At 47.0% G+C, this 18,498-nt stretch carries 18 protein-coding genes; 7 read left to right on the forward strand and 11 right to left on the reverse strand.

Translation table 11 applies throughout. The annotated features are described in order from the left end of the window. The first annotated feature begins 236 nt into the window (after nucleotides 1–236). Entirely contained in the window at nucleotides 237–683 is a 447-nt protein-coding gene (locus QUB35_RS31475; RefSeq protein WP_333145683.1) for a hypothetical protein, read from the forward strand. 239 nt (nucleotides 684–922) lie between these two features. Here QUB35_RS31475 and pheS read toward each other — a convergent pair whose 3' ends face one another. Then, on the reverse strand, nucleotides 923–1,927 hold the full coding sequence (gene pheS / locus QUB35_RS31480; RefSeq protein WP_333145686.1) for a phenylalanine--tRNA ligase subunit alpha: 1,005 nt from the start codon (nucleotides 1,925–1,927) through the stop codon (nucleotides 923–925). A gap of 406 nt (nucleotides 1,928–2,333) precedes the next feature. Here pheS and surE point away from each other — a divergent pair, with 406 nt between their 5' ends. Beyond that, nucleotides 2,334–3,140: a 5'/3'-nucleotidase SurE gene (gene surE, locus QUB35_RS31485; protein ID WP_333145688.1), complete on the forward strand. Its 807-nt coding sequence runs from the start codon at nucleotides 2,334–2,336 to the stop codon at nucleotides 3,138–3,140. 127 nt (nucleotides 3,141–3,267) lie between these two features. Then, nucleotides 3,268–3,666 (forward strand): hypothetical protein, encoded by a 399-nt coding sequence (locus QUB35_RS31490; protein ID WP_333145690.1) that lies wholly within the window; start codon nucleotides 3,268–3,270, stop codon nucleotides 3,664–3,666. Nucleotides 3,667–4,114: 448 nt separating this feature from the next. On the opposite strand, the gene QUB35_RS31495 is transcribed toward QUB35_RS31490, so the two are convergent. Together QUB35_RS31495 and QUB35_RS31500 are read right to left on the reverse strand one after the other, a co-directional pair. After that, nucleotides 4,115–5,335, reverse strand: coding sequence for an LL-diaminopimelate aminotransferase (locus tag QUB35_RS31495; protein WP_333145692.1), 1,221 nt, complete (start codon nucleotides 5,333–5,335; stop codon nucleotides 4,115–4,117). Nucleotides 5,336–5,686: 351 nt separating this feature from the next. Continuing rightward, nucleotides 5,687–6,013, reverse strand: coding sequence for a thioredoxin domain-containing protein (locus tag QUB35_RS31500; RefSeq protein WP_190740071.1), 327 nt, complete (start codon nucleotides 6,011–6,013; stop codon nucleotides 5,687–5,689). Between the two features lie 144 nt (nucleotides 6,014–6,157). Here QUB35_RS31500 and QUB35_RS31505 point away from each other — a divergent pair, with 144 nt between their 5' ends. Continuing rightward, the gene (locus QUB35_RS31505; RefSeq protein ID WP_333145695.1) at nucleotides 6,158–6,910 is read left to right on the forward strand and encodes a biotin/lipoate A/B protein ligase family protein; all 753 of its coding nucleotides are present in this window, start codon (nucleotides 6,158–6,160) and stop codon (nucleotides 6,908–6,910) included. Nucleotides 6,911–7,181: 271 nt separating this feature from the next. Here QUB35_RS31505 and QUB35_RS31510 read toward each other — a convergent pair whose 3' ends face one another. From QUB35_RS31510 to psaK, 6 genes are all read right to left on the reverse strand, one after another. Further along, nucleotides 7,182–8,093 carry a DUF928 domain-containing protein gene (locus QUB35_RS31510; RefSeq protein WP_333145698.1) on the reverse strand — a complete coding sequence of 304 codons (912 nt, stop codon included), beginning with the start codon at nucleotides 8,091–8,093 and terminating at the stop codon, nucleotides 7,182–7,184. 27 nt (nucleotides 8,094–8,120) lie between these two features. Next, nucleotides 8,121–8,393 (reverse strand): hypothetical protein, encoded by a 273-nt coding sequence (locus tag QUB35_RS31515; RefSeq protein ID WP_333145700.1) that lies wholly within the window; start codon nucleotides 8,391–8,393, stop codon nucleotides 8,121–8,123. Nucleotides 8,394–8,511: 118 nt separating this feature from the next. Continuing rightward, nucleotides 8,512–9,312 carry a DUF928 domain-containing protein gene (locus QUB35_RS31520; RefSeq protein WP_333145703.1) on the reverse strand — a complete coding sequence of 267 codons (801 nt, stop codon included), beginning with the start codon at nucleotides 9,310–9,312 and terminating at the stop codon, nucleotides 8,512–8,514. A 30-nt stretch (nucleotides 9,313–9,342) separates the two neighbouring features. Continuing rightward, the gene (locus tag QUB35_RS31525; protein WP_333145706.1) at nucleotides 9,343–11,289 is read right to left on the reverse strand and encodes an adenylate/guanylate cyclase domain-containing protein; all 1,947 of its coding nucleotides are present in this window, start codon (nucleotides 11,287–11,289) and stop codon (nucleotides 9,343–9,345) included. An 81-nt stretch (nucleotides 11,290–11,370) separates the two neighbouring features. Then, complete coding sequence (locus QUB35_RS31530; protein WP_333145708.1) at nucleotides 11,371–12,567, reverse strand: site-2 protease family protein; 1,197 nt, start codon at nucleotides 12,565–12,567, stop codon at nucleotides 11,371–11,373. A gap of 183 nt (nucleotides 12,568–12,750) precedes the next feature. Beyond that, complete coding sequence (gene psaK / locus QUB35_RS31535) at nucleotides 12,751–13,035, reverse strand: photosystem I reaction center subunit PsaK (protein ID WP_333070476.1); 285 nt, start codon at nucleotides 13,033–13,035, stop codon at nucleotides 12,751–12,753. A gap of 133 nt (nucleotides 13,036–13,168) precedes the next feature. On the opposite strand from psaK, the gene QUB35_RS31540 reads away from it, so the two are divergent. Next, nucleotides 13,169–13,945 (forward strand): phosphoribosylanthranilate isomerase, encoded by a 777-nt coding sequence (locus QUB35_RS31540; RefSeq protein WP_333145710.1) that lies wholly within the window; start codon nucleotides 13,169–13,171, stop codon nucleotides 13,943–13,945. 133 nt (nucleotides 13,946–14,078) lie between these two features. On the opposite strand, the gene QUB35_RS31545 is transcribed toward QUB35_RS31540, so the two are convergent. After that, on the reverse strand, nucleotides 14,079–14,393 hold the full coding sequence (locus QUB35_RS31545) for an acylphosphatase (RefSeq protein ID WP_333145712.1): 315 nt from the start codon (nucleotides 14,391–14,393) through the stop codon (nucleotides 14,079–14,081). 56 nt (nucleotides 14,394–14,449) lie between these two features. Between QUB35_RS31545 and QUB35_RS31550 the strand changes: the two genes are divergently transcribed. After that, entirely contained in the window at nucleotides 14,450–15,025 is a 576-nt protein-coding gene (locus QUB35_RS31550) for a CPBP family glutamic-type intramembrane protease (RefSeq protein WP_333145714.1), read from the forward strand. Nucleotides 15,026–15,070: 45 nt separating this feature from the next. Continuing rightward, nucleotides 15,071–16,372, forward strand: a complete 1,302-nt coding sequence (locus QUB35_RS31555; protein ID WP_333145716.1) for a HEAT repeat domain-containing protein — start codon at nucleotides 15,071–15,073, stop codon at nucleotides 16,370–16,372. Nucleotides 16,373–16,878: 506 nt separating this feature from the next. Here QUB35_RS31555 and QUB35_RS31560 read toward each other — a convergent pair. Further along, the coding region (locus tag QUB35_RS31560; protein WP_333145718.1) for a BamA/TamA family outer membrane protein at nucleotides 16,879–18,498 on the reverse strand (1,620 nt) is incomplete at its 5' end.

Raw genomic sequence — 18,498 nt, forward strand, 5'->3', positions numbered from 1 at the left:
TAAAATCTACAATCTACTCACCAAAGTTCAAGATTCCAAATGGTGGCTGGGGAGTCAAATCTAAAATCTAAAATCTAAAATCTAAAATCTAAAATTGACTGACATTCCTTGCGTCCATCTATCAAAAGAGGGAAATTTTTTAACCGTTGGTTGGCGGATAACCTCTCTCTAGAGAACGGTTCAGCCGATCGCTCTGATCGAGTAGAAATAGAATGTCATATCTGATTGTGTATTGTATGAAACTGAATTCTTTTACGCAACTGCTTTCGACTGTCGGGCGCTGGATGGCTGCAACTGTGCTTTGCGTGTCAGCGATGGCCTTCGTGTGGTCTGGTGCGTTCTTCTCGAACACCGCAGCAATGGCATTTCCTGCTGTAAACTCGATCGCAGCAGCAGATGCGGGCGATACGGTGCAAGAAAAAGCCAGCAAAGATGCTGGACGAGCCAAGAACTTCATCCGAGATACAGAAGATAAAGTTAAGGAAACTGCCAAGACAAATGCTGCTAAAGTCGATCGAGCATCGGAGGATGGTAGTGTCGTAGAGCGCAAAGCTAAGAAAGATGCAGCCACAATTGAGAAAAGAGCATCGGAAGATTCAGCTCGGACTCAGGAAGCAGTAGATAATACCAAGAATGCTGTAGAGCGCGCTGTTGACAGCATCAAGGATGTTTTTAGCAATTAGAAAATAAATAAGTAGGTAAGTGCAAATCCCTTGTCTACTTATTTAAGCCGGCATGAATAAACTGATGTGAGGGGGCGGGTTTTGACCTGAAAGATGTCGGATAGCAAGAGTTACTTGCACTCACCCGCCCACCATATCTTATGGTTTTGTCGCTCTTGTCTGCTTACTTGAAACTGCAAAATTGATGTAGCTTAAACAAAATCTCTAGAGGGTTTGTAGAAACGACCCCCAACCATGCTTTAAAATTGCCGCAAAAAGCGCAAGTCGCTAGCATAAACCCTGCGAATGTCGTCGATTTCATAAAGTACCATTGCGAACCGCTCGACCCCAAAACCGGCCGCAAACCCAGTATATTTTTCTGGGTCTAAACCCACTCCTTTAAGAACATTCGGATCGACCGTTCCGCAGCCCAAAACTTCCAGCCATTTGCCGTTCCACTGCAAATCAACTTCAGCAGAAGGTTCTGTAAACGGAAAGTAACTCGTGCGGAAACGAATCGGCAAATCTTGCCCGAACATTTGCCGCAAAAACTCTTTAATTGTGCCTTTCAAGTCCGTAAATGTCAGACCTTCATCAATTGCTAAAAGCTCAATTTGGTGGAAGACTGCTGCGTGAGTAGCATCGACAGTATCGCGGCGGTAAACGCGGCCGGGAGAGACAATCCGAATCGGCGGTTTGTGCTGTTCCATGTAGCGAATTTGCACTGATGATGTCTGAGTCCGCAGCAAGTCGCCGCCTGGTAGGTAAAATGTATCTTGCATATCCCGCGCCGGGTGGTCTGGCGGGGTGTTCAGCGCCTCGAAGTTGTAATAATCAGTTTCCATTTCCGGGCCGTTGGCGACGGTGTATCCGAGGCCGACAAAGATATCGAGAGCGCGGTCTATGACGGCGTTTAAGGGGTGAACGCGGCCTTGGGGGCGGCAAATCCCCGGCATGGTGACATCGATGGTTTCTGAGGCTAATTTGGCTTGGATTTGGGCGGTTTGGAGGGCGGCGCGCTTGTCTTCTAAGTCGGCTTGCAGGGCTTCTTTGACTGTATTGGCGATCGCACCTACTTTGGGCCGCTGGTCTGGCGACAGTTTGCCCATCATGCCTAAAATTTGAGAGAGTTGGCCTTTTTTGCCGAGGTAGCCGAGGCGCAACTGTTCGAGTTGTTCGAGGGTATTGGCACTGGCGATCGCACTTTTGGACTCTTGACCGAGGGCTTCTAGTTGAGTTTCAATGTCGCTTAGCTGGACAGTCATTTTGATTTTAGATTTTAGATTTTAGATTTTAGATTGATGGCAGTTTTGGGCTAAGTTGAGTTTAGCGCAATTTTGGCTCTACAGCCTTGTTGATTTTAGATTTTAGATTTTAGATTTTAGATTTTAGATTGATGGCAGTTTTGGGCCAAGTTGAGTTTAGCGCAATTTTGGCTCTACAGCCTTGTTGATTTTAGATTTTAGATTTTAGATTTTAGATTGATGGCAGTTTTGGGCCAAGTTGAGTTTAGCGCAATTTTGGCTCTACAGCCTTGTTGATTTTAGATTTTAGATTTTAGATTTTAGATTTTCGGCAGTTACGGAGAATTTTTAATAAGTAATTCGATGTTAGAGCGATCGCCCTAGTTGAATCTAGTTTAAGATTGTTATAAGGCCTATAAAAATTTCAATGAAACTTTTAATTAGCAACGACGACGGCATCTTTGCACAAGGCATCCGCAGCCTCGCCAACGCTCTCGCCGCCGCTGGCCACGATGTGAGTGTAGTTTGTCCCGACAGAGAGCGCTCCGCTACCGGCCACGGCCTTACCTTGCACCAACCCATCCGCGCCGAAATTGTCGAATCTATTTTTGAGCCAGGAGTCCAAGCTTGGGCCTGTTCGGGTACTCCCGCCGACTGCGTGAAACTTGCTTTGTGGGCTTTACTTGACAAACCGCCGGATTTTGTTCTTTCCGGTATCAACCACGGGCCCAATTTAGGCACGGATATCATCTGTTCGGGTACGGTTTCGGCAGCAATGGAAGGAATTATGGAAGGTATTCCCAGCATTGCTTTCAGCCTCGCGAGCTTTACTTCGCAGGAATTTGGGCCGGCGGTGGATTTCGCTGTCACCTTGCTGGCACAGTTGGAAAAACAGCCAATGGCCAAACCGATGCTGTTGAATGTCAACATACCGGCAGTCACACAAGCAGAAATTACCGGAGTTGCGATCGCCCGTCAAGGCATTCGCCGCTATTTCGACATATTTCAAAAGCGCACTGATCCGCGCGGCAAAACTTATTATTGGCTGGCTGGCGAATTGTTAGAAGATGTAGAAGAAATCGCCGATTCGGCGGTGCCGCATGATATTCCTACAGACGTACAAGCTATTCGCGACAACAGAATAACCGTAACTCCCTTGCAATATAATCTCACCTGTGCTCCAGACTTGCACTCGCTGCGGGATTGGCAATTTGAAGGTTTTCCCAAGCATTGAGCTCCGATCGACCCGATTGGAGCGGTAAACTAGGAATTAAGGAAAAGTGCCTCTCAAGGTCTATACCTTAAGCGTTAACACAGGCTACCAATTACTTGTTAGTTTTTTTTACTCAAGAAAAACAGTTATGAACGCTCCCACCTATAACACTCATTCTGTCACTTGCCCGATCTGCAACCGTTCCAGCGTCGTAGGCCCAGTCGGGATGGTCAGTGGACTATTCACTTGTCCCCACTGCCATTCTCATATGGTAATTAGCTGGAGCGGTCATTTTGTGCGCGATCCTTTTAGTCTCAAACAACTGACGGTAGGAAAGATGCTCAGGCGCGAGAGCAGGCCGTTAGCTCGGCTTCAGCGGGACTTTGGGCTGGGTAAGCCTTTTCCGCTGATTGCTATTTTGGGCAGTGTGGTCTTTTTCGGGTGTGCGATCGCCGCTACGGAACAATCGCTACCCCGACAGAATTCACTTCAAGGATTTTTAGAGTGGGTGAGCGGAACTGGTAATTCCCAAGATGTCTCACGTTAACATTTCTTAAAAAAGATTCTGACAGATACTGCGTGCAAATATCTAGTCCTTTAGGTAGAAATCACACTATTTTAGCAATTGCATCCCTCTTGAGCTACGGGTAAGCACTTAGACGGGGTGCCCTTCATCGTGTGCCCAAAAACGTCAAAACCCCAGTCCCGCAGGGGTTTTAACCCCTGTAGGGAAAGCGCCGTGCCCATAGGTGTCAACTTAACGTGCAACCGATAGTCCGACAGGGGTTGAAACCCCTGCCTCAAAGCTAAAGTCGTCTGAAGACGACTAATGAGTTTTTGAGTCCTCTTTGATAGGACTTTAGCTATAAGCCCCGTGGAATTCATTCCCTGGCGAAGAGTGCCTGGTGAGCTGGAGGACTGGCGGACTAAAAGCTTAAGTTGACACGCCTCGGACACGGCGCCGTGTCCCTACGGCGCTCGCCGTAGGGGTGTACTCAATTTAGAAACTCAGCAATTTTTCTAACTGCTGCTTCCAAAATTGCTGGCGACTCGACTAAGGCAAATCGCACGTAGCCTTCTCCTGATTTCCCGAAACCGGCACCGGGGGAAGCTGCGACTCCTGTACTCTGTACTAGCTGAGTGCAAAATTTCACGGAATCTTGGGCCCAAGGTTCCGGCAGTTTCGCCCAGACGTACATGGTGGCAGGGGGTACGGGTACTTGCCAGCCGATGCCCTGTAGCGCGTTTACAAAGGCATCCCGCCGTTTTCTGAAGGTTTCTACGCTGGTTCTGACGGTATCTTGAGGGCCTGTTAAAGCGGAGATCGCTCCGTTCAAAATCCCTCGGTATTGGTTGAAGTCCACTGCGGCTTTTACCTGTCGCAGCGCTGCAATTAGTTCGGAATTGCCGATCGCATATCCGACTCGAAAACCTCCCATACTGTAGGATTTGGATAGTGTAAAAAACTCGATCGCCACACTCTTATCTCGATCCGCCTGAAATATTGACGGTGCCATCAATTTGCGGTTTTCCTCGATCCCAGAGGGCGGGCACGGGGGCACCGCCCCTACGGAATCGTCAAAAACCAAATCCACATAAGGGAAATCGTGAACTAAAACCAGCCGATGTTCTCGACAAAAAGCGACAGCTTTCTCAAAAAAAGCAACCGGGGCGATCGCAGTTGTAGGATTGTGAGGATAGCTCAAAACCATCATCTTCGACTGAGCAAGCACTGCTGTCGGAATATCTTCAAATATCGGCAAAAAGGCATTTTCTGCTAATATCGGCATCGGATAAATTTGACCGCCCGCCAAATGCACACCGCCCGCGTGGGAAGGATAGCCCGGATCGAGCAGCAAAGCAAAATCTCCAGGGTTGAGTACAGCTAAAGGCATATGCGCTGTGCCTTCTTGGGAACCAATTAACGGCAGCACTTCTGTTTCTGGATTGACTGCAATCCCAAATTTTTGCTCGTACCAAATAGCTGCTGCTTCCCGAAAATCTCTTGTGCCGTTAAATAGCAAATAGCCGTGGGTGCTGGTGTCGGACAGAGAATGTGCGATCGCATCTGTAATATGAGCCGCCGCCGGCAAATCCGAAGAACCCAGAGACAAGTCAATCACATTTTGCCCCGCTGCTCTAGCTTGAGCTTTTGCCCGATCCATATCGGCAAATACATTAAATTGCAGTGGTTCTAAACGTTTAGCAAATTGCATATTTTCTATAGTTTTGTGGAATTTTAAGGAATGTTTTTATCTGAGCTAAATTATTTTTTATAGGGCCTTTTTATTGACTTTGGGATTTTTTTTAGTAACCGCAGAGAGCGCAGAGGGCGCAGAGCCAGAGAGGAATATGGAGGATAAAAGAGAGATGTTAAAAAAATATTTGCGATTTCTATAGTTGTAAGCTGTTGTTCATTTAAATTGCATATTTCGAGTCCCGATCAACAATCATCAAATCCTCTCCCCCTCTCCTCTTCTCCCCCTCTCCCTCTCTAATACCATAGGCAATCTAGATGCAACACAGCTTAAGTTGGGAGTTGGAAACTCCCGAGTCATTTCCAAACTTTATAAGTGAGCGTCGAGCAAACCGACCAAAGTTTGTTTAGTAATAGCTCCCTCGTGAGAAAGCACTACTTCGGCATTTTTAAACAGCCTGAGAGCTGGGACTCCTTCTACTTTATACTGCTTGACAGTATTAGGATTGGGGTCAATTTCCATTTTAACCACTTTCAGCCGATCGCTGTAGTTGGCCGCCACCCAGTCTATCGAAGGCGCGATCAGTTTGCAAGGCCCGCACCAAGTAGCCCAAAAATAGGCAAGCACTGGTTGCTCTGCTTTCAGGACTTCTGTTTCAAATTTTTCGTCGTTAATGACAATTACACTGTTGCTCATGGTTCTGCGATTATTTTTTCTATTTATTTCTAAAGCACCGGCTGGCGTGAAACTTGCACCAACTTAGAAGACAGGCCCAAAAAACTGTTACTAATTTTAAAACATTCTGCGAATTATTGAGTAGAAACTAAGGACTCGCGACTGATGGCTAATTCTGTTTGGCGTTTAATTCCACTGTTGTCGGCGTCTGGTAGGGTGCAGATGGCGATCGACCAATGGCTCCTGGAACAGCATCTAGCGGGCAAACATCCGCCAACTCTGCGATTTTACACTTGGCAACCGGCGACGATTTCCTTGGGCTACCACCAGCGCAGGTGGCCGGAGTTTTGGCAGCAGTTGTCTTGGCAGGGAATGCCTGTGGAGTTGGTGAGGAGGCCCAGCGGCGGGCGCGCCGTGCTCCACCAAGGGGATTTAACTTATGCCGTTGTGGCGTCGGGATTTGGAAGCAGCCGTATGAAAGCTTATCAGACTATTTGCAAGTTTTTGATTGAGGGTTGGAGGGCGATGGGTTTGGATTTGCAATACGGGGAAGCTGGAAGGGGTTATATTCACAATCCGAATTGTTTTGGTACTGCGACGGGTGCGGATTTAGTTGCGCCTGATGGCTACAAGTTAATTGGTAGCGCTCAATTACGCAGGGGCGATGCTATTTTGCAGCATGGTTCTATGCGTTTGCAGCCGGATGTTAAATTGTTTTCTCAAGTTTTTGGGGAGGAATTAATTCCTGTGCAATTACCTCTATCTGAAGGGGGAGATGATTTGATTGCCACTGTAATTGATGTTTTGAGTGCGGCGGCTTGTCGCTGTTTTGAGATTGATTTGGAGGTGCAGCCACTTTCGGATCTGGAATGGCAGGATATTTTGGAATTAACAAGTAATAAGCTGTTTCACATTTAACCTGCATATTTGGGGGCGGGGTTTAATGCCACCTTTTGGGAACAGCCAAGATGGCCGTTCCACAAGAGATTTTTGGAATAATTATTGTGGGGTATACCGCCTTTTGGGAACAGCCAAGATGGCCGTTCCACAAGAAAGAATTTTTATTGTAGAACAGCCATCTTGGCTGTTACTGATACAAGTTAAAAACTTGTACACTTCTTTTTATTAAAACTCTTCTAGCCCGTTGCTCTAACGTTACCAAAAAAGTTAAATTTATATGCAGTACAGCTTATGGCTGTGGCTGAGTTTGAACGATCGGCTCTTTGGCAATTTCGCCCAATTTCACAGAATCCAGCAAGCTTTCCCAATCAGCAGTTAATTCTGCATCATTAGGATTAGCGCGTCGAGCCGCAGCTAGGGTGCTGAGGGCATCTTGCCAAATCCCATTTTTAGCATAAATAAAGGTTTTCTGGCGCGGATCTGCCTGCTCTAATTGACTGCGGATATCTGCACTGAGTTCAACTCGCACTACAGTACCGCTTTCGATCTGATCGCTCGATCGGTCTTGAGCGTCGCAAATCACTGTCAAATTCCAAGTGTAACTTTTGCCTACTTCCAAGGGTGGCACATTTTTGTCAGCAGGGATACTAACGCCGATCACTCCTGATAAATTGCTAATTGTGACATCCTGTTTATAAATCGGCTTGCCGCTTTCATCTTGTAGGATAAATTCGGCTGATTGCGCCTCTGTTTGAGGCAAGTAGAAAAAGAACGTTGGATAGTCCGAAACAGTCCGTCCGATCTTATTTTTAGGCACTAAGGCTGTGAGACCTAGCTGACTAATGCTCGCGCAGCCGCCACCGCGCACAGGGCGTCCCGGTTGAGTGGGGGGCGACTCGTTGAAGCCCGGCCCTCCCGATTCAGTGGATGGCTTGCCATCTGTGCTTGGAGGCTGCAGTCCATCACCGAAGCGCGGCCCTGCCGGTTGAGTGTTGGGTGGCTTGGCCGGTGGGTTTATTTGCGGGGGTTCATCACCGAAGCGCGGCCCTGCCGGTTGAGGATCGTCTGGCCCGTCACCTGTGTTTAGATCCGGCCGTCCCAAAACGGCAAGTTGGGAAATGTTGAGTGTGGCGATCGATACTACCGCTGCCATTGATGTCAGGTGGATGATAAACTTAGTAGTTTTTTTTATTGGCTTCATGAAGGTTTAGGGATAGATGCTGTTTATTTACTTTTTTTTCATTCCCAAAATGCCGTAGACATTAACTTTTTGTTCTCTGTCTTTTAACGGTAAAGCTCCCCAAGATTCTACTTCCAATTTCCCTGCCAGATGCAGTAAAGTTTCTTCTGCAATCAATATCGGGCAAGTGTCCTTTTGCCGATCCTGTTCGCAGCTTTCCAACCGAGAGGCAATATTTACGCTGTCGCCTCTCGCTCGATATTCTAAGTTTTGAAATTGATTTGAAAGAGTAGCCTCTTTCAGAAGAGGAAAGGCTGGCAATACAGGACTTGCGAACTCCGACTCCTAGAAACCGGGTTTTTTAGCGAATCTGCGGGCGACAAAGAAGTTTTTTCGTCGATCGAACCCGGTTTCTGGTCACCCCCTGCTATGCAATAAACTATGGCTGCGAGGGGGGCTCAATTTGAACGATCGGCTCTTTGGCAATTTCGCCCAATTTCACAGAATCCAGCAAGCTTTCCCAATCAGCAGTTAATTCTGCATCATTAGGATTAGCGCGACGAGCGGCAACTAGAGTGCTGAGAGCATCTTGCCAAATCCCATTCTGAGCATAAATAAAGGTTTTCTGGCGCGGATCTGCCTGATCTAATTGACTGCGGATATCTGCACTGAGTTCAACTCGGCGCACAAAACCTTCTTCCAACACATCTGCGGATCTGTCTATAGCGTCGCAAATCAATGAAATAGACCAAGGGTACTTTTTGCCTAATTGCAAAGGCGGCACATTTTTATTTGCAGGGATACTAACACCGATAACCCCTGATGAATTGTTAGTTTTTAGGGTTGTTTGATAAATCGGCTTCCCGTTTTCATCTTTCAGAACAAATTCGGCTAATTCCGCCTCTGTTTGAGGCAAGTAGAAAAAGAATAGAGGATATTCCGAAACAGTCCGTCCGATTTTATTTTCTGGTATCAAGGCTGTTAGCTTTATCTTACCGATATCGCATTTACCTGGTCCGCGCGTCGATTTCGCTGGAGCCCCTGGTGACAGATTATCTTCATCACGGGGCGGAACGAAGCGCGGCCCTCCCGATTGAGTATTGTCTGGCCCGTTCTCTATGTTTATTTGTGGCCGTCCCAAAACGGCAAGTTGGGAAATGTTGAGTATGGCGATCGATACTACCGCTGCAATTGATGTCAGGTGGATGAGAAACTTAGTATTTTTTTTCATCTTTTTCATGAGTTTTTAGGGAGAGATTCTGTCTTTTTATTACTTTTTAATTCCCAAAATGCGGTAGACATTAACTTTTTGTTCCCTGCCTTTTAACGGTAAAGCTCCCCAAGATTCTACTTCAAATTTCCCTGCCAGATGCAGAAAGGTTTCTTCTGCAATCAATATCCGGCAAGTGTCCTCTTGCCGATCCTTTTCGCAGCTTTCCAGCCGAGAGGCAATATTTACGCTGTCGCCGATCACTCCATATTCTAAACGGGTTGCGCCTCCCAGACTACCCACCATCACAGGCCCTGTAAAGATTCCTACTCGCATTTTTGCGGTCGGCAAACCGCGTGTGAGCCAATTTTGATTCATTTCGGGCAAGCGGGAACTGATGGCTAGAGCGCAAGATACGGCGAGGCGAGCATCTTCGGTAATTTCTTCGGGAGTGGTGCGGGGAATAGGTACGCCAAATACTGCCAGCATTCCATCTCCGGTAAATTTATTAATCACGCCTTGATGTGCTTGGACTTCTTGGGCCATTGCTGATAAATACTCATTTAACCAACTCATTACTACTTCTGGCGGTAGTTTTTCGGAGATTGTACTAAAACCTTGCAAGTCGGTCAGTATGATGGTAGCAGTAAGTTTTTGCCCTGGCAATAAGCCAGATTCGAGCAGATGGACGCGCTCTTTCCACAGGGCATTTGCGATCGCGGGTGAAGTTTGTTGTCCTAATAATTTCATCACAATCCCTTGCTGTTGCTTCGACTGCTCGTATTTATAGGTGATTGTGACTCCTGCGGTGATTAAAAGTGCCAGGGCTGGGGCAATTAAAGGTATCCATCCCTGTTGAGTGAATAGGAAAAAGGTGAATCCGAATAATGAGCCGAAAGCTGCGATCGTACTTCCCATCAAACTCAGCGATTCTTCTAGCCGCCAAGCTAAACAGCCGCCCACTGCACTCCAAACAGCGAGCCACAGCATTTCTTGCCATTCGTCCCAATACCAAAATATCCCTTTGCCGTCTAAAATTGCGCTGAGAAATTGGCTGGTGGCCGTTGCGTGAATTAATACCCCAGGGGTCAGGATATTACCGTTTTTACTAGCGCTGTAAGGCGTAGAAAAAATATCTTTTACAGTAGGGGCTGTAACCCCGATCAAGACTATTTTATCTGTGACCAGTTTGGGGTCAACTTTGCCATCCAAAACTTCAGTTAGTGTCACGCTCTCTGCTATATTTTTCCCAGAGCGGTAATCGAGCAATATTTGATAACCTTTGGCATCAATGTTCTGATAACCTCCTGAGTGAGAGCGCAGTTTTGAAAATACCGTTTTATCTACCACGAAAACATCGTTTTCTATGGTTTTATAGGGGACTTTTTTGCTGTCAAAATATGCAAAAGCTAGCGTACTGGACAATGAAAAAAACGTTTTTTTACCATCGCCAACAGAAATCAAATTGCGGCGCACTATACCGTCTGGATCGACTACTAAGTCGTTAAATGCTACCCGCTCATCTGGTATGTTAGGAGGAGGTGCCACTCGATCGTACTTTGACTTGCCGATGAAGGTAATGGGAAATACTTTGGGGTTTTTCAATTGAGCTACTAATTCTGCATTCCCCGGTTCGTAGGGAATGTCGCGAATTATATCTATGCCAATAGCTGTGGGTTCAAAACGCGCTATTTCGGCGATCGCTTTTGCTAAAACGCCATCGGAAATTGGCCATTTCTTAAAAGCATGAATGTCCTGTTCTGTGATTGTCACTATCAGCAACCTGGGGTCAGGACCCGGATCTGATCGCAACTGCACCATCACGTCGAAAGCATTTAATTCCAATGGCTGCAACCAGCCTAAATGCCGCACTCCCAATAGAGTTCCCGTCACGGCAATGCAGGTAATAATCAGAGGTTGCAAGTCAGGGAAGGGGAAGGAATGAGTTAAGTTTTTCCAACGTCTCTCCGCCAATTTATGATAAATTCTATTAAAGAATTTGGGCATAAAATTTTTTGCTTCAACCCTCATTGACAAAGTTTGCTACATCTTAACCGATCGCTGATGCCCCTTACCGATGCCCAATTTCTAGTTTTCTTGTGCGGTTTTGGCGATCGCACTTAACTGCAATCCTTGAGGATAGCTGTTTTCTTCTTTGCTGCGCTTGATGTCGGCCATTGAAATCTGGGGTTTGAGGTATTTTGCTAAAACTTTAACCACGTCGCCCCGATCGATCGTCCCCGCTACTGAACCAATCGGTGAGAGGACGATGATTCGGGGGAGTTGACGGGCTTCCATGCTGTTAATTACTTCTGCGAGGGATGCTTTTTCCGAGACTGTGAGGGTTTTTCCCAGGGGTTTCAAAATGTTGTGCAAAGTCTGAACTTGCCATTGACTGCGTTCTGTGAAGCGGATATCGTCGATCGACACTAAGCCCAAATCCCGGCCGTTGGTCGCAGCAATGTAAAATGGAAACGGATTGACTTCTAACAAATATCGATCGGCAAATTCTCGCAGAGTCAAATCTGCATCTACAACTCTAAACTCGCGGCTCATCGCATCGCTGGCTTTAATTTTGAGCAGGGCTTCTTGCAGCGAAGTCAATCTGCTATAAGCAGTGGCATTGCGAATGCCAAACCAGCCGATCAGCGCAATCCACAAGCCGCCGTACTCGCGCGCTAAAAAGCATAAACTCAGACCCAAAGCAACAGCCAGCCAGCCTAAAACTTGTCCTGTTTTTGCCGCCCAGCGAACGCCGGCAAATCGAGAGCCGGTGATTTTCCAAATAGCTGATTTTAAAACTTGTCCTCCATCCAAAGGCAGACCGGGAATTAAGTTAAATAATCCCAAAACGAGATTGATTAGCGCTACCCTTTCGGTGACAATTGCTAGCAAACTTTGCGGGGGAAGAACTTGAGAACCCAAACCGAGGATTAAAAACAGCGCAAAGCTGACTAGAGGGCCGGCAATAGCTACTTGAAAAGCTTGACCGGGAGTTTTTGATTCCGAGTCGATCGAAGCTACTCCGCCAAATAAGAATAAGGTAATAGAATTAACTTTAATGCCTTGCGATATCGCCGCCAAGCTGTGTCCGAGTTCGTGCAAGAGCACGGAAGCAAACAGGAGCAGAGCTATGGCTAACCCCGCACTCCAGGAGAGCGCAGGCCCCCACAGGCGGTAACTGCTGGCGTATTCGCGGGTTGCTAAGGCTAAAATTATAAACCACGAATAATCTATAACTAGGGGGATGCCAAATAAAGAGCCGATTCGCCAACCTGTCTGCATGAATTTTCCTGGGAAAGGAGAGCAAGAAAGAGTTTCTATTATAGCAATCCTAAATGAATCGTAAACTTTTTACCCCACCCCAACCCTCCCCTTGGTAAGGGGAGGGAGTAAGAAATTCCCAAATGATTTAGGATTGCTGCTATATATCTTTTCTACCCCTTGCCTTTGCCTTTCCCCTGATTTTTACAGAACTCCGGCGTTACCCAAGCCCAAGATTACTCCGGCTCCGAGCAAGTGGCCGAAGCTGGCTGTTGCCAGCAATTCTGGTACGCCGAAGCCTTTGAACATTCCAGGGAGTGCAACGGGTAAAGCTGGGCCCTTGCCTCGGTTTTGCTTGGAGATGCCGTAGTAGCCGATCGTGATCGCCAGCAAATTGCATAAAATCATTGTCAGTCCTACCAGTGGCGACCACTCCGGTGTTGAGGGAGCGGTAGATTGTACGGCTAACAGCAAAGATGAGTTGATCACGTTCTTATCTCCTGATTTCACAGATAAATTGATTTCCACGATTATAAAAAGCGGTTTGCATTAAACTAAGATTTGTTTTAATAGTTAACAATTCGTTGATATTTTGATACAAATTCGGAACGGAGGACGAGGAGTGCGGGTTAAAATTTGCGGAATCACTAAATTAGACCAAGGAATTGCGATCGCCCGCTTGGGAGCCCAGGCTTTGGGGTTTATCTGCGTGCCGGCTTCCCCCCGCTATGTCAGCCCAGAAACAATTCGCCTGATTGTCGAGCAGTTGCCGGAAAATGTCGATCGCATCGGCGTTTTTGCCAACACCACAATAGAAAATATCTGTCAAGTAGCGGCAGAGTCAAATTTAAGCGGGGTGCAGTTGCATGGAGATGAAACAGCGGAATATTGCGATCGACTGCGGGAGTTTTTGCCGGGAATTGAAATTATCAAAGCCCTGAGAGTTAAGACTCCTGAAACTTTAGCCACCGCTGCTGTTTATGCTGTTCGTGTCGATACTTTACTGCTGGATGCTTACCATCCACAGCAATTGGGCGGTACTGGTAAAACGATCGACTGGATGATGTTATCAGAGTTTAGACCGCAGTGTCCTTGGCTGCTGGCGGGCGGTTTAACACCCGATAATATTTTAAATGCAATTGATAGTGCGATCGGGAATGGGAGCATCTCATTTTTGCAGCAAAGCTCGAAATTGGAATTAGGAGTCAGGAGTCAGGAGCCAGGAGAAAAGAGTCAGAAGGAAGAAGAAAGAAGTGTTTTTGCAAATATGAGATGCTCCCTCGGCAATAACTTCAGCGGTGTTGACCTGTCTAGCGGCGTAGAAATAGCGCCGGGAGATAAAGATTTGACCAAAGTTGCTCAGTTGTTTGCTAATTTAAGTCAACTTGCTCATCATTGATAAATTGGCAATAGCAAATTCGCGCTTTTTATGCGATTCATTCTTTAGTCAGCGTGAGCGAAGCCTGCCTTATATAAGGCAGACATCGTTTCTACGGTAGCGGTTTCAACCGCAGATTATTCCCTTTATTGTTTTATCGGCGGATCTCAAAAGTACGCGCGGCGGAGCTATCTTGAAGGGAATCGCCCTCCGGGTCTTCGTATTCCAAAACCAACTCACTAACCGTAGCACCGGTGGGGCCGCGGCGGCACCAACTAATCATTCCTTCCACAGCTTTTTTGGCTCCTTCAAAGACAGCCTCGACGCGGCCATCAGGGAGATTTCTTACCCAGCCGCTGAGGCCGAAATACTTTGCTTGATTCTTCGTTGAATATCGGTAGCCTACTCCTTGAACTAATCCCGAAACAAAAACGCGGACTCTGACGGGCGGCAATGATTGGTTTTGCATAAACGGGTCAACTTACTGCTAACATCTGTTTCAAAATTTTAAGGATCAGTTTGATTATGTTAAATTTTAGTACGATTCCCTTCGGGATAGCTCCGCCGCGCGTGCTGCCGGGATTCCTGATACGCCGCGTCACCCTAGCTTTTTCAACTATTCCCGATTTCAGTGATTGGCTGGTTGCAGCTATGCTCGCGCTGGTTTACACTTTGATCGCTCTTTCCGTCGGTTTTTGGTCGGGATTTCTAAAAGTAGACGTGCAAACCTCTCGGCGTACAATTGTGGGAGTGCTCATGGGCTGTTTGTTAAGTCCGGGCATCACCGAGGAATTATTGTTCCGGGTGTTAATGCTGCCGCACCCGTTTGAGAAGGCTTCTGGGTTAATGCTGTGGTTTTGGGGATGCGCGAGTTTGGCGGCTTTTGTAGTTTACCACCCGCTGAACGCGCTGACTTTTTACCCGGTTGGTCGATCGACCTTTATGAATCCAGTATTTTTGCTACTGGCGGCAATTTTGGGAGTTGCGTGCTCCCTCGCATACCTGCAAAGCGGTTCTATCTGGCCTGCGGTGGCGGTTCACTGGCTAGCAGTGACAGCCTGGCTGTTGCTACTGGGCGGTTACAGGAGGCTATATGGTTAAATGTAAAAAGTCCAGCATAACTATTTTGTCGGGAGGATCTCAGTTGTGGGTATCATAGGGGCGATCGTAGGTTTTTTGGCAGGGGTAGCAGTTGCTTACTGGTTAGTGGAAAAGCGCTTAAACAAGCAAAAACAAGAATACTTGCAGCAAACTCGCAGAATTACTGAGGAAATAGAATTAGCTCAGATGTCTCGGGTGCGACAAGCTGTCGAATCTCAGAAAGGAGAACGGGAAAATCAGCTTAGAAAAGCTACTATCGAACACGACAATTTACTCAGACAAGTTACTACCCAATACGAAAACCAGCTCAAACAAGTTGCGGCTCAATACGAAAATCAGCTCCAACAAGTTTTGGCAGAACGCGACAGTCAGCTCCAACAAGTTGTCAGCGCACACGAGCCTGAGCTGCGCCGACAAATCACCGAGGAATTAGAAGCTGCTAACAATGCTAGGATGCAGCAAAATATCCAATCTTTGCAAGCAGAACACGAACATCATTTACTCAGAGTTGCTGACGAATTGCATCTAAGTTATCAAGCTCAGATGGAGCAACATTTGCAAAACCTCCAAGATGAACACGAAATTCGCTTGAGGCAAATTGCCGAGGAATATGAGAACCGCGAGGTTGAGATGCAGTTAAATATGGAGGCTTTGCAAGAGCAATACGAGAGTCAGTTGCAAGCGGCTCACGAGCAGTTGAGAGAGCACGAAGCTCAGATGCAAGCTACTATCAGGTCTTTGCAAGAGCAGTACGAGAGTAATGTACAACAACAAGAAGTCCCCGATCAGCAGTTCAGTCAGTTAAATTCCACAGAATTTGCCGAAGGTTTATCACAAGAAGAAGTTTGGCAGCAACTGTCAAGTGAGTTAAATAAAACAGAAGTTGAAGAAGAGTTAAATTACACAGATTTTTCGGAACCACAATCAACTGATTTACATCAACCCCAAGTCGAACAACAGCTTCCAATTACCAGACAAGCACCAAGCTATTCTCTACCGCAGTTGATGGGATGTGTTCAAAGTCAGGACAAAGAAACCCGCAAGTTTGCAGCGTCTGCTTTAGGTAAAATGGCTGCTGCTAATGCTCTGAGATCCGAAGGTGAGCGAACAATAGAAACCTTGGGAAAATTAGCTCAAGATATTCACCCGGAGGTGCGCGAAGCTGCTGTGGAAGCACTAGCAATGATTAAGTCGGAAAAAGTTATTCCGCTGCTACAAAAAGCTTTGCGAGATATAGATAGCGGTGTGGCTAAATCGGCAAGTGCTGCGCTCAATAAGTTTAAGTTTTATCCGCGCACTCCGGCGGCTAAGCCGAAAACTGTTGATCTGAAGAAACCAAAGCGTTAAGCATTTACGAGGATAAATAAATATAGCAATTGTCAATTGCCTACAACACAGTAGGGATACAACATTGTTGTGTCCTTACCGAGGTGCTGTATTTCACTCAATTTCGATTACTACCACAAACTGTGGATGTGGGGTTGATGAACGAAATTAAACTCAATTATTCGATCGACAAGTCGCCCAATTCTTAGCAGAGATAGCAGATACCCCGCTGTTTAAAACCGTAGGCTGAAACCTTTTTTTAGCAACTGGCAATTGAAATCGCTTCTTGTATCTACACGCATCCTGTAGGGGCGGGTTTTACCAATCATCTATGCCAGAAACCAACAATATAATAAACCCGCCCCCACGAACACGACAAATCCGAATCTACATTTTTTGGATTAGCTCGAATATCAGGTTAATCTGGGTTATCGGTTGTGTGGGGGCGGGTTTACAAGATTGTTTGCGGTTATCAAAGATTGTTGGTAAAACCCGCCCCTACAGTTAACTCGTGACTAATGACTAATTTAAAATCGCTGCTTTGTACCGAGTATAAGTTTGATGTCGCCGGAGTCGCTAACCGCCATATCTAAGCGAATTAATCCAAAGGACGATCGCACCCTCACACCCACCCCAACACCCGCCCCAGTCCCCGGTTTGTCCCTGACTACCGCCGGTTTCCCCAACACGCTATCTCCTGTGCCCAAATCCGACGCAAAATCAACAAATATCACGCCGCCGACATCCCTGCCGACAGGAAACCGATATTCGCCGGAAGCTAAAAAATAACTCCGCCCACTGCCAATATCCCCGCTATCGTAGCCCCGCACAGAATTGCGGCCGCCGAGGCGAAAAGCTTCCGTTGGTGGCAAATCCCCGATTACCGTGCCCGCTTGCAAGTTAAAAGCCAGCATTTCGGGCAAGGCTTCGGACTCGCTGATGCCGAACAAAGTTGCGGGTACATAATGTATATAATTCGCCAACAGCCTGTTACTCACAATGTTACCACGCCCCAAAGGTATCGACTGCTCGGTGCTGAGGCTGAGAATCGAGCCGCTGGTAGGGTTGAAGGGATTGTCCCGCCGATCGAGCATCGCACCAAAAGAAACAGTGTATAACTCGTCAACGCCGCTGCCGCTGAATGTGAGAGGATTGCCGAGTTCGTCGCGGCGGGCAATATTTAAGTTGCGATCGCGCGTACTGATGTTTGTATAATTAAGTCCCAAAGTCGATTGCCAATCGCCCAAAGGTCTGGTAAACCTGAGATTTCCCCCCATCCGAATTTCCCGAACTCGGTTCCCGTTGGGCAAATCAATATCTTTGTTGAAAATTTCCGATATTCTGCGATCGCCAAAAGCTCTCACACTGTATCCCAAACGGTCTTCGGCGGCAAGGTAAGGGCTGACAAACTGGACATCGTACTGGATACCTCGGAGGCTGGGCTCAAGTTCCACCGCCAGCCGCTGTGGGGTGGTGCCGAAAGTTCGATCGGTATAGGAAAGAGGAACCGCAACGCCCACATCATCACTAAGACTGGCACTCACGCTAAAAGAGCGAGCCGATCGCTCTTGAACGTTGTAGATTACATTAACATCCGTGCCAACTTCTTCGATCGAAACCGTAACCTTGTCAAACAATCCCAATTGCTGCAACTGCTGTAAATCCGATCGTACAACTTCCCGGCTGTAGTTATCCCCCGCCTTGAGTTTGAGCTCACCTCGGATAAAATCTTCCGAAATTCTGCCCTCAACCGGATTCCCTTTTCTATCAACAGCTTCGCCTCTGGAATTGACAAAGCGAATTTTCACCTCTGCAACGTAAACGCCTTCAGCATTGCCCGCTTGACTGATTTGTAGAGTTCCGTCTAGCTGTCGGGCGTTGCTGTTTACTGCTTCGGGGATTTCGGCTTGTGCCGCGATCGTCGCCGGAGTTTTTAACAGAGATGTAAAATCTTTATTGTGGCTGGACTTGAGTGAGGGCGATTCCCTAGGGGATAGCTGCGCCCCGCGTACTTCAGCCAACATTCCTGTGCCACCAAACAATTCATCTCTTGTGGAACGGGCATCTTGCCCGTTCTTGAGAGATGCTGCACCATTTTCAATCAGCTTTTGATGAACAGGCAAGATGCCTGTTCCACAAAACAATTC

The organism is Microcoleus sp. B13-B6 (assembly GCF_036705405.1).
GTDB lineage: Bacteria > Cyanobacteriota > Cyanobacteriia > Cyanobacteriales > Microcoleaceae > Microcoleus.

What these genes read in the sequence shown, in the direction of transcription:
- QUB35_RS31490 (WP_333145690.1), top strand. Translation starts at nt 3,268, where the DNA reads ATGAACGCTCCCACCTATAACACTCATTCTGTCACTTGCCCGATCTGC.
- QUB35_RS31510 (WP_333145698.1), bottom strand. Translation starts at nt 8,093, where the DNA reads ATGAAGCCAATAAAAAAAACTACTAAGTTTATCATCCACCTGACATCA.
- surE (WP_333145688.1), top strand. Translation starts at nt 2,334, where the DNA reads ATGAAACTTTTAATTAGCAACGACGACGGCATCTTTGCACAAGGCATC.
- QUB35_RS31495 (WP_333145692.1), bottom strand. Translation starts at nt 5,335, where the DNA reads ATGCAATTTGCTAAACGTTTAGAACCACTGCAATTTAATGTATTTGCC.
- QUB35_RS31550 (WP_333145714.1), top strand. Translation starts at nt 14,450, where the DNA reads ATGTTAAATTTTAGTACGATTCCCTTCGGGATAGCTCCGCCGCGCGTG.
- QUB35_RS31475 (WP_333145683.1), top strand. Translation starts at nt 237, where the DNA reads ATGAAACTGAATTCTTTTACGCAACTGCTTTCGACTGTCGGGCGCTGG.
- QUB35_RS31545 (WP_333145712.1), bottom strand. Translation starts at nt 14,393, where the DNA reads ATGCAAAACCAATCATTGCCGCCCGTCAGAGTCCGCGTTTTTGTTTCG.
- QUB35_RS31505 (WP_333145695.1), top strand. Translation starts at nt 6,158, where the DNA reads ATGGCTAATTCTGTTTGGCGTTTAATTCCACTGTTGTCGGCGTCTGGT.
- QUB35_RS31520 (WP_333145703.1), bottom strand. Translation starts at nt 9,312, where the DNA reads ATGAAAAAGATGAAAAAAAATACTAAGTTTCTCATCCACCTGACATCA.
- QUB35_RS31525 (WP_333145706.1), bottom strand. Translation starts at nt 11,289, where the DNA reads ATGCCCAAATTCTTTAATAGAATTTATCATAAATTGGCGGAGAGACGT.
- QUB35_RS31530 (WP_333145708.1), bottom strand. Translation starts at nt 12,567, where the DNA reads ATGCAGACAGGTTGGCGAATCGGCTCTTTATTTGGCATCCCCCTAGTT.
- QUB35_RS31500 (WP_190740071.1), bottom strand. Translation starts at nt 6,013, where the DNA reads ATGAGCAACAGTGTAATTGTCATTAACGACGAAAAATTTGAAACAGAA.
- pheS (WP_333145686.1), bottom strand. Translation starts at nt 1,927, where the DNA reads ATGACTGTCCAGCTAAGCGACATTGAAACTCAACTAGAAGCCCTCGGT.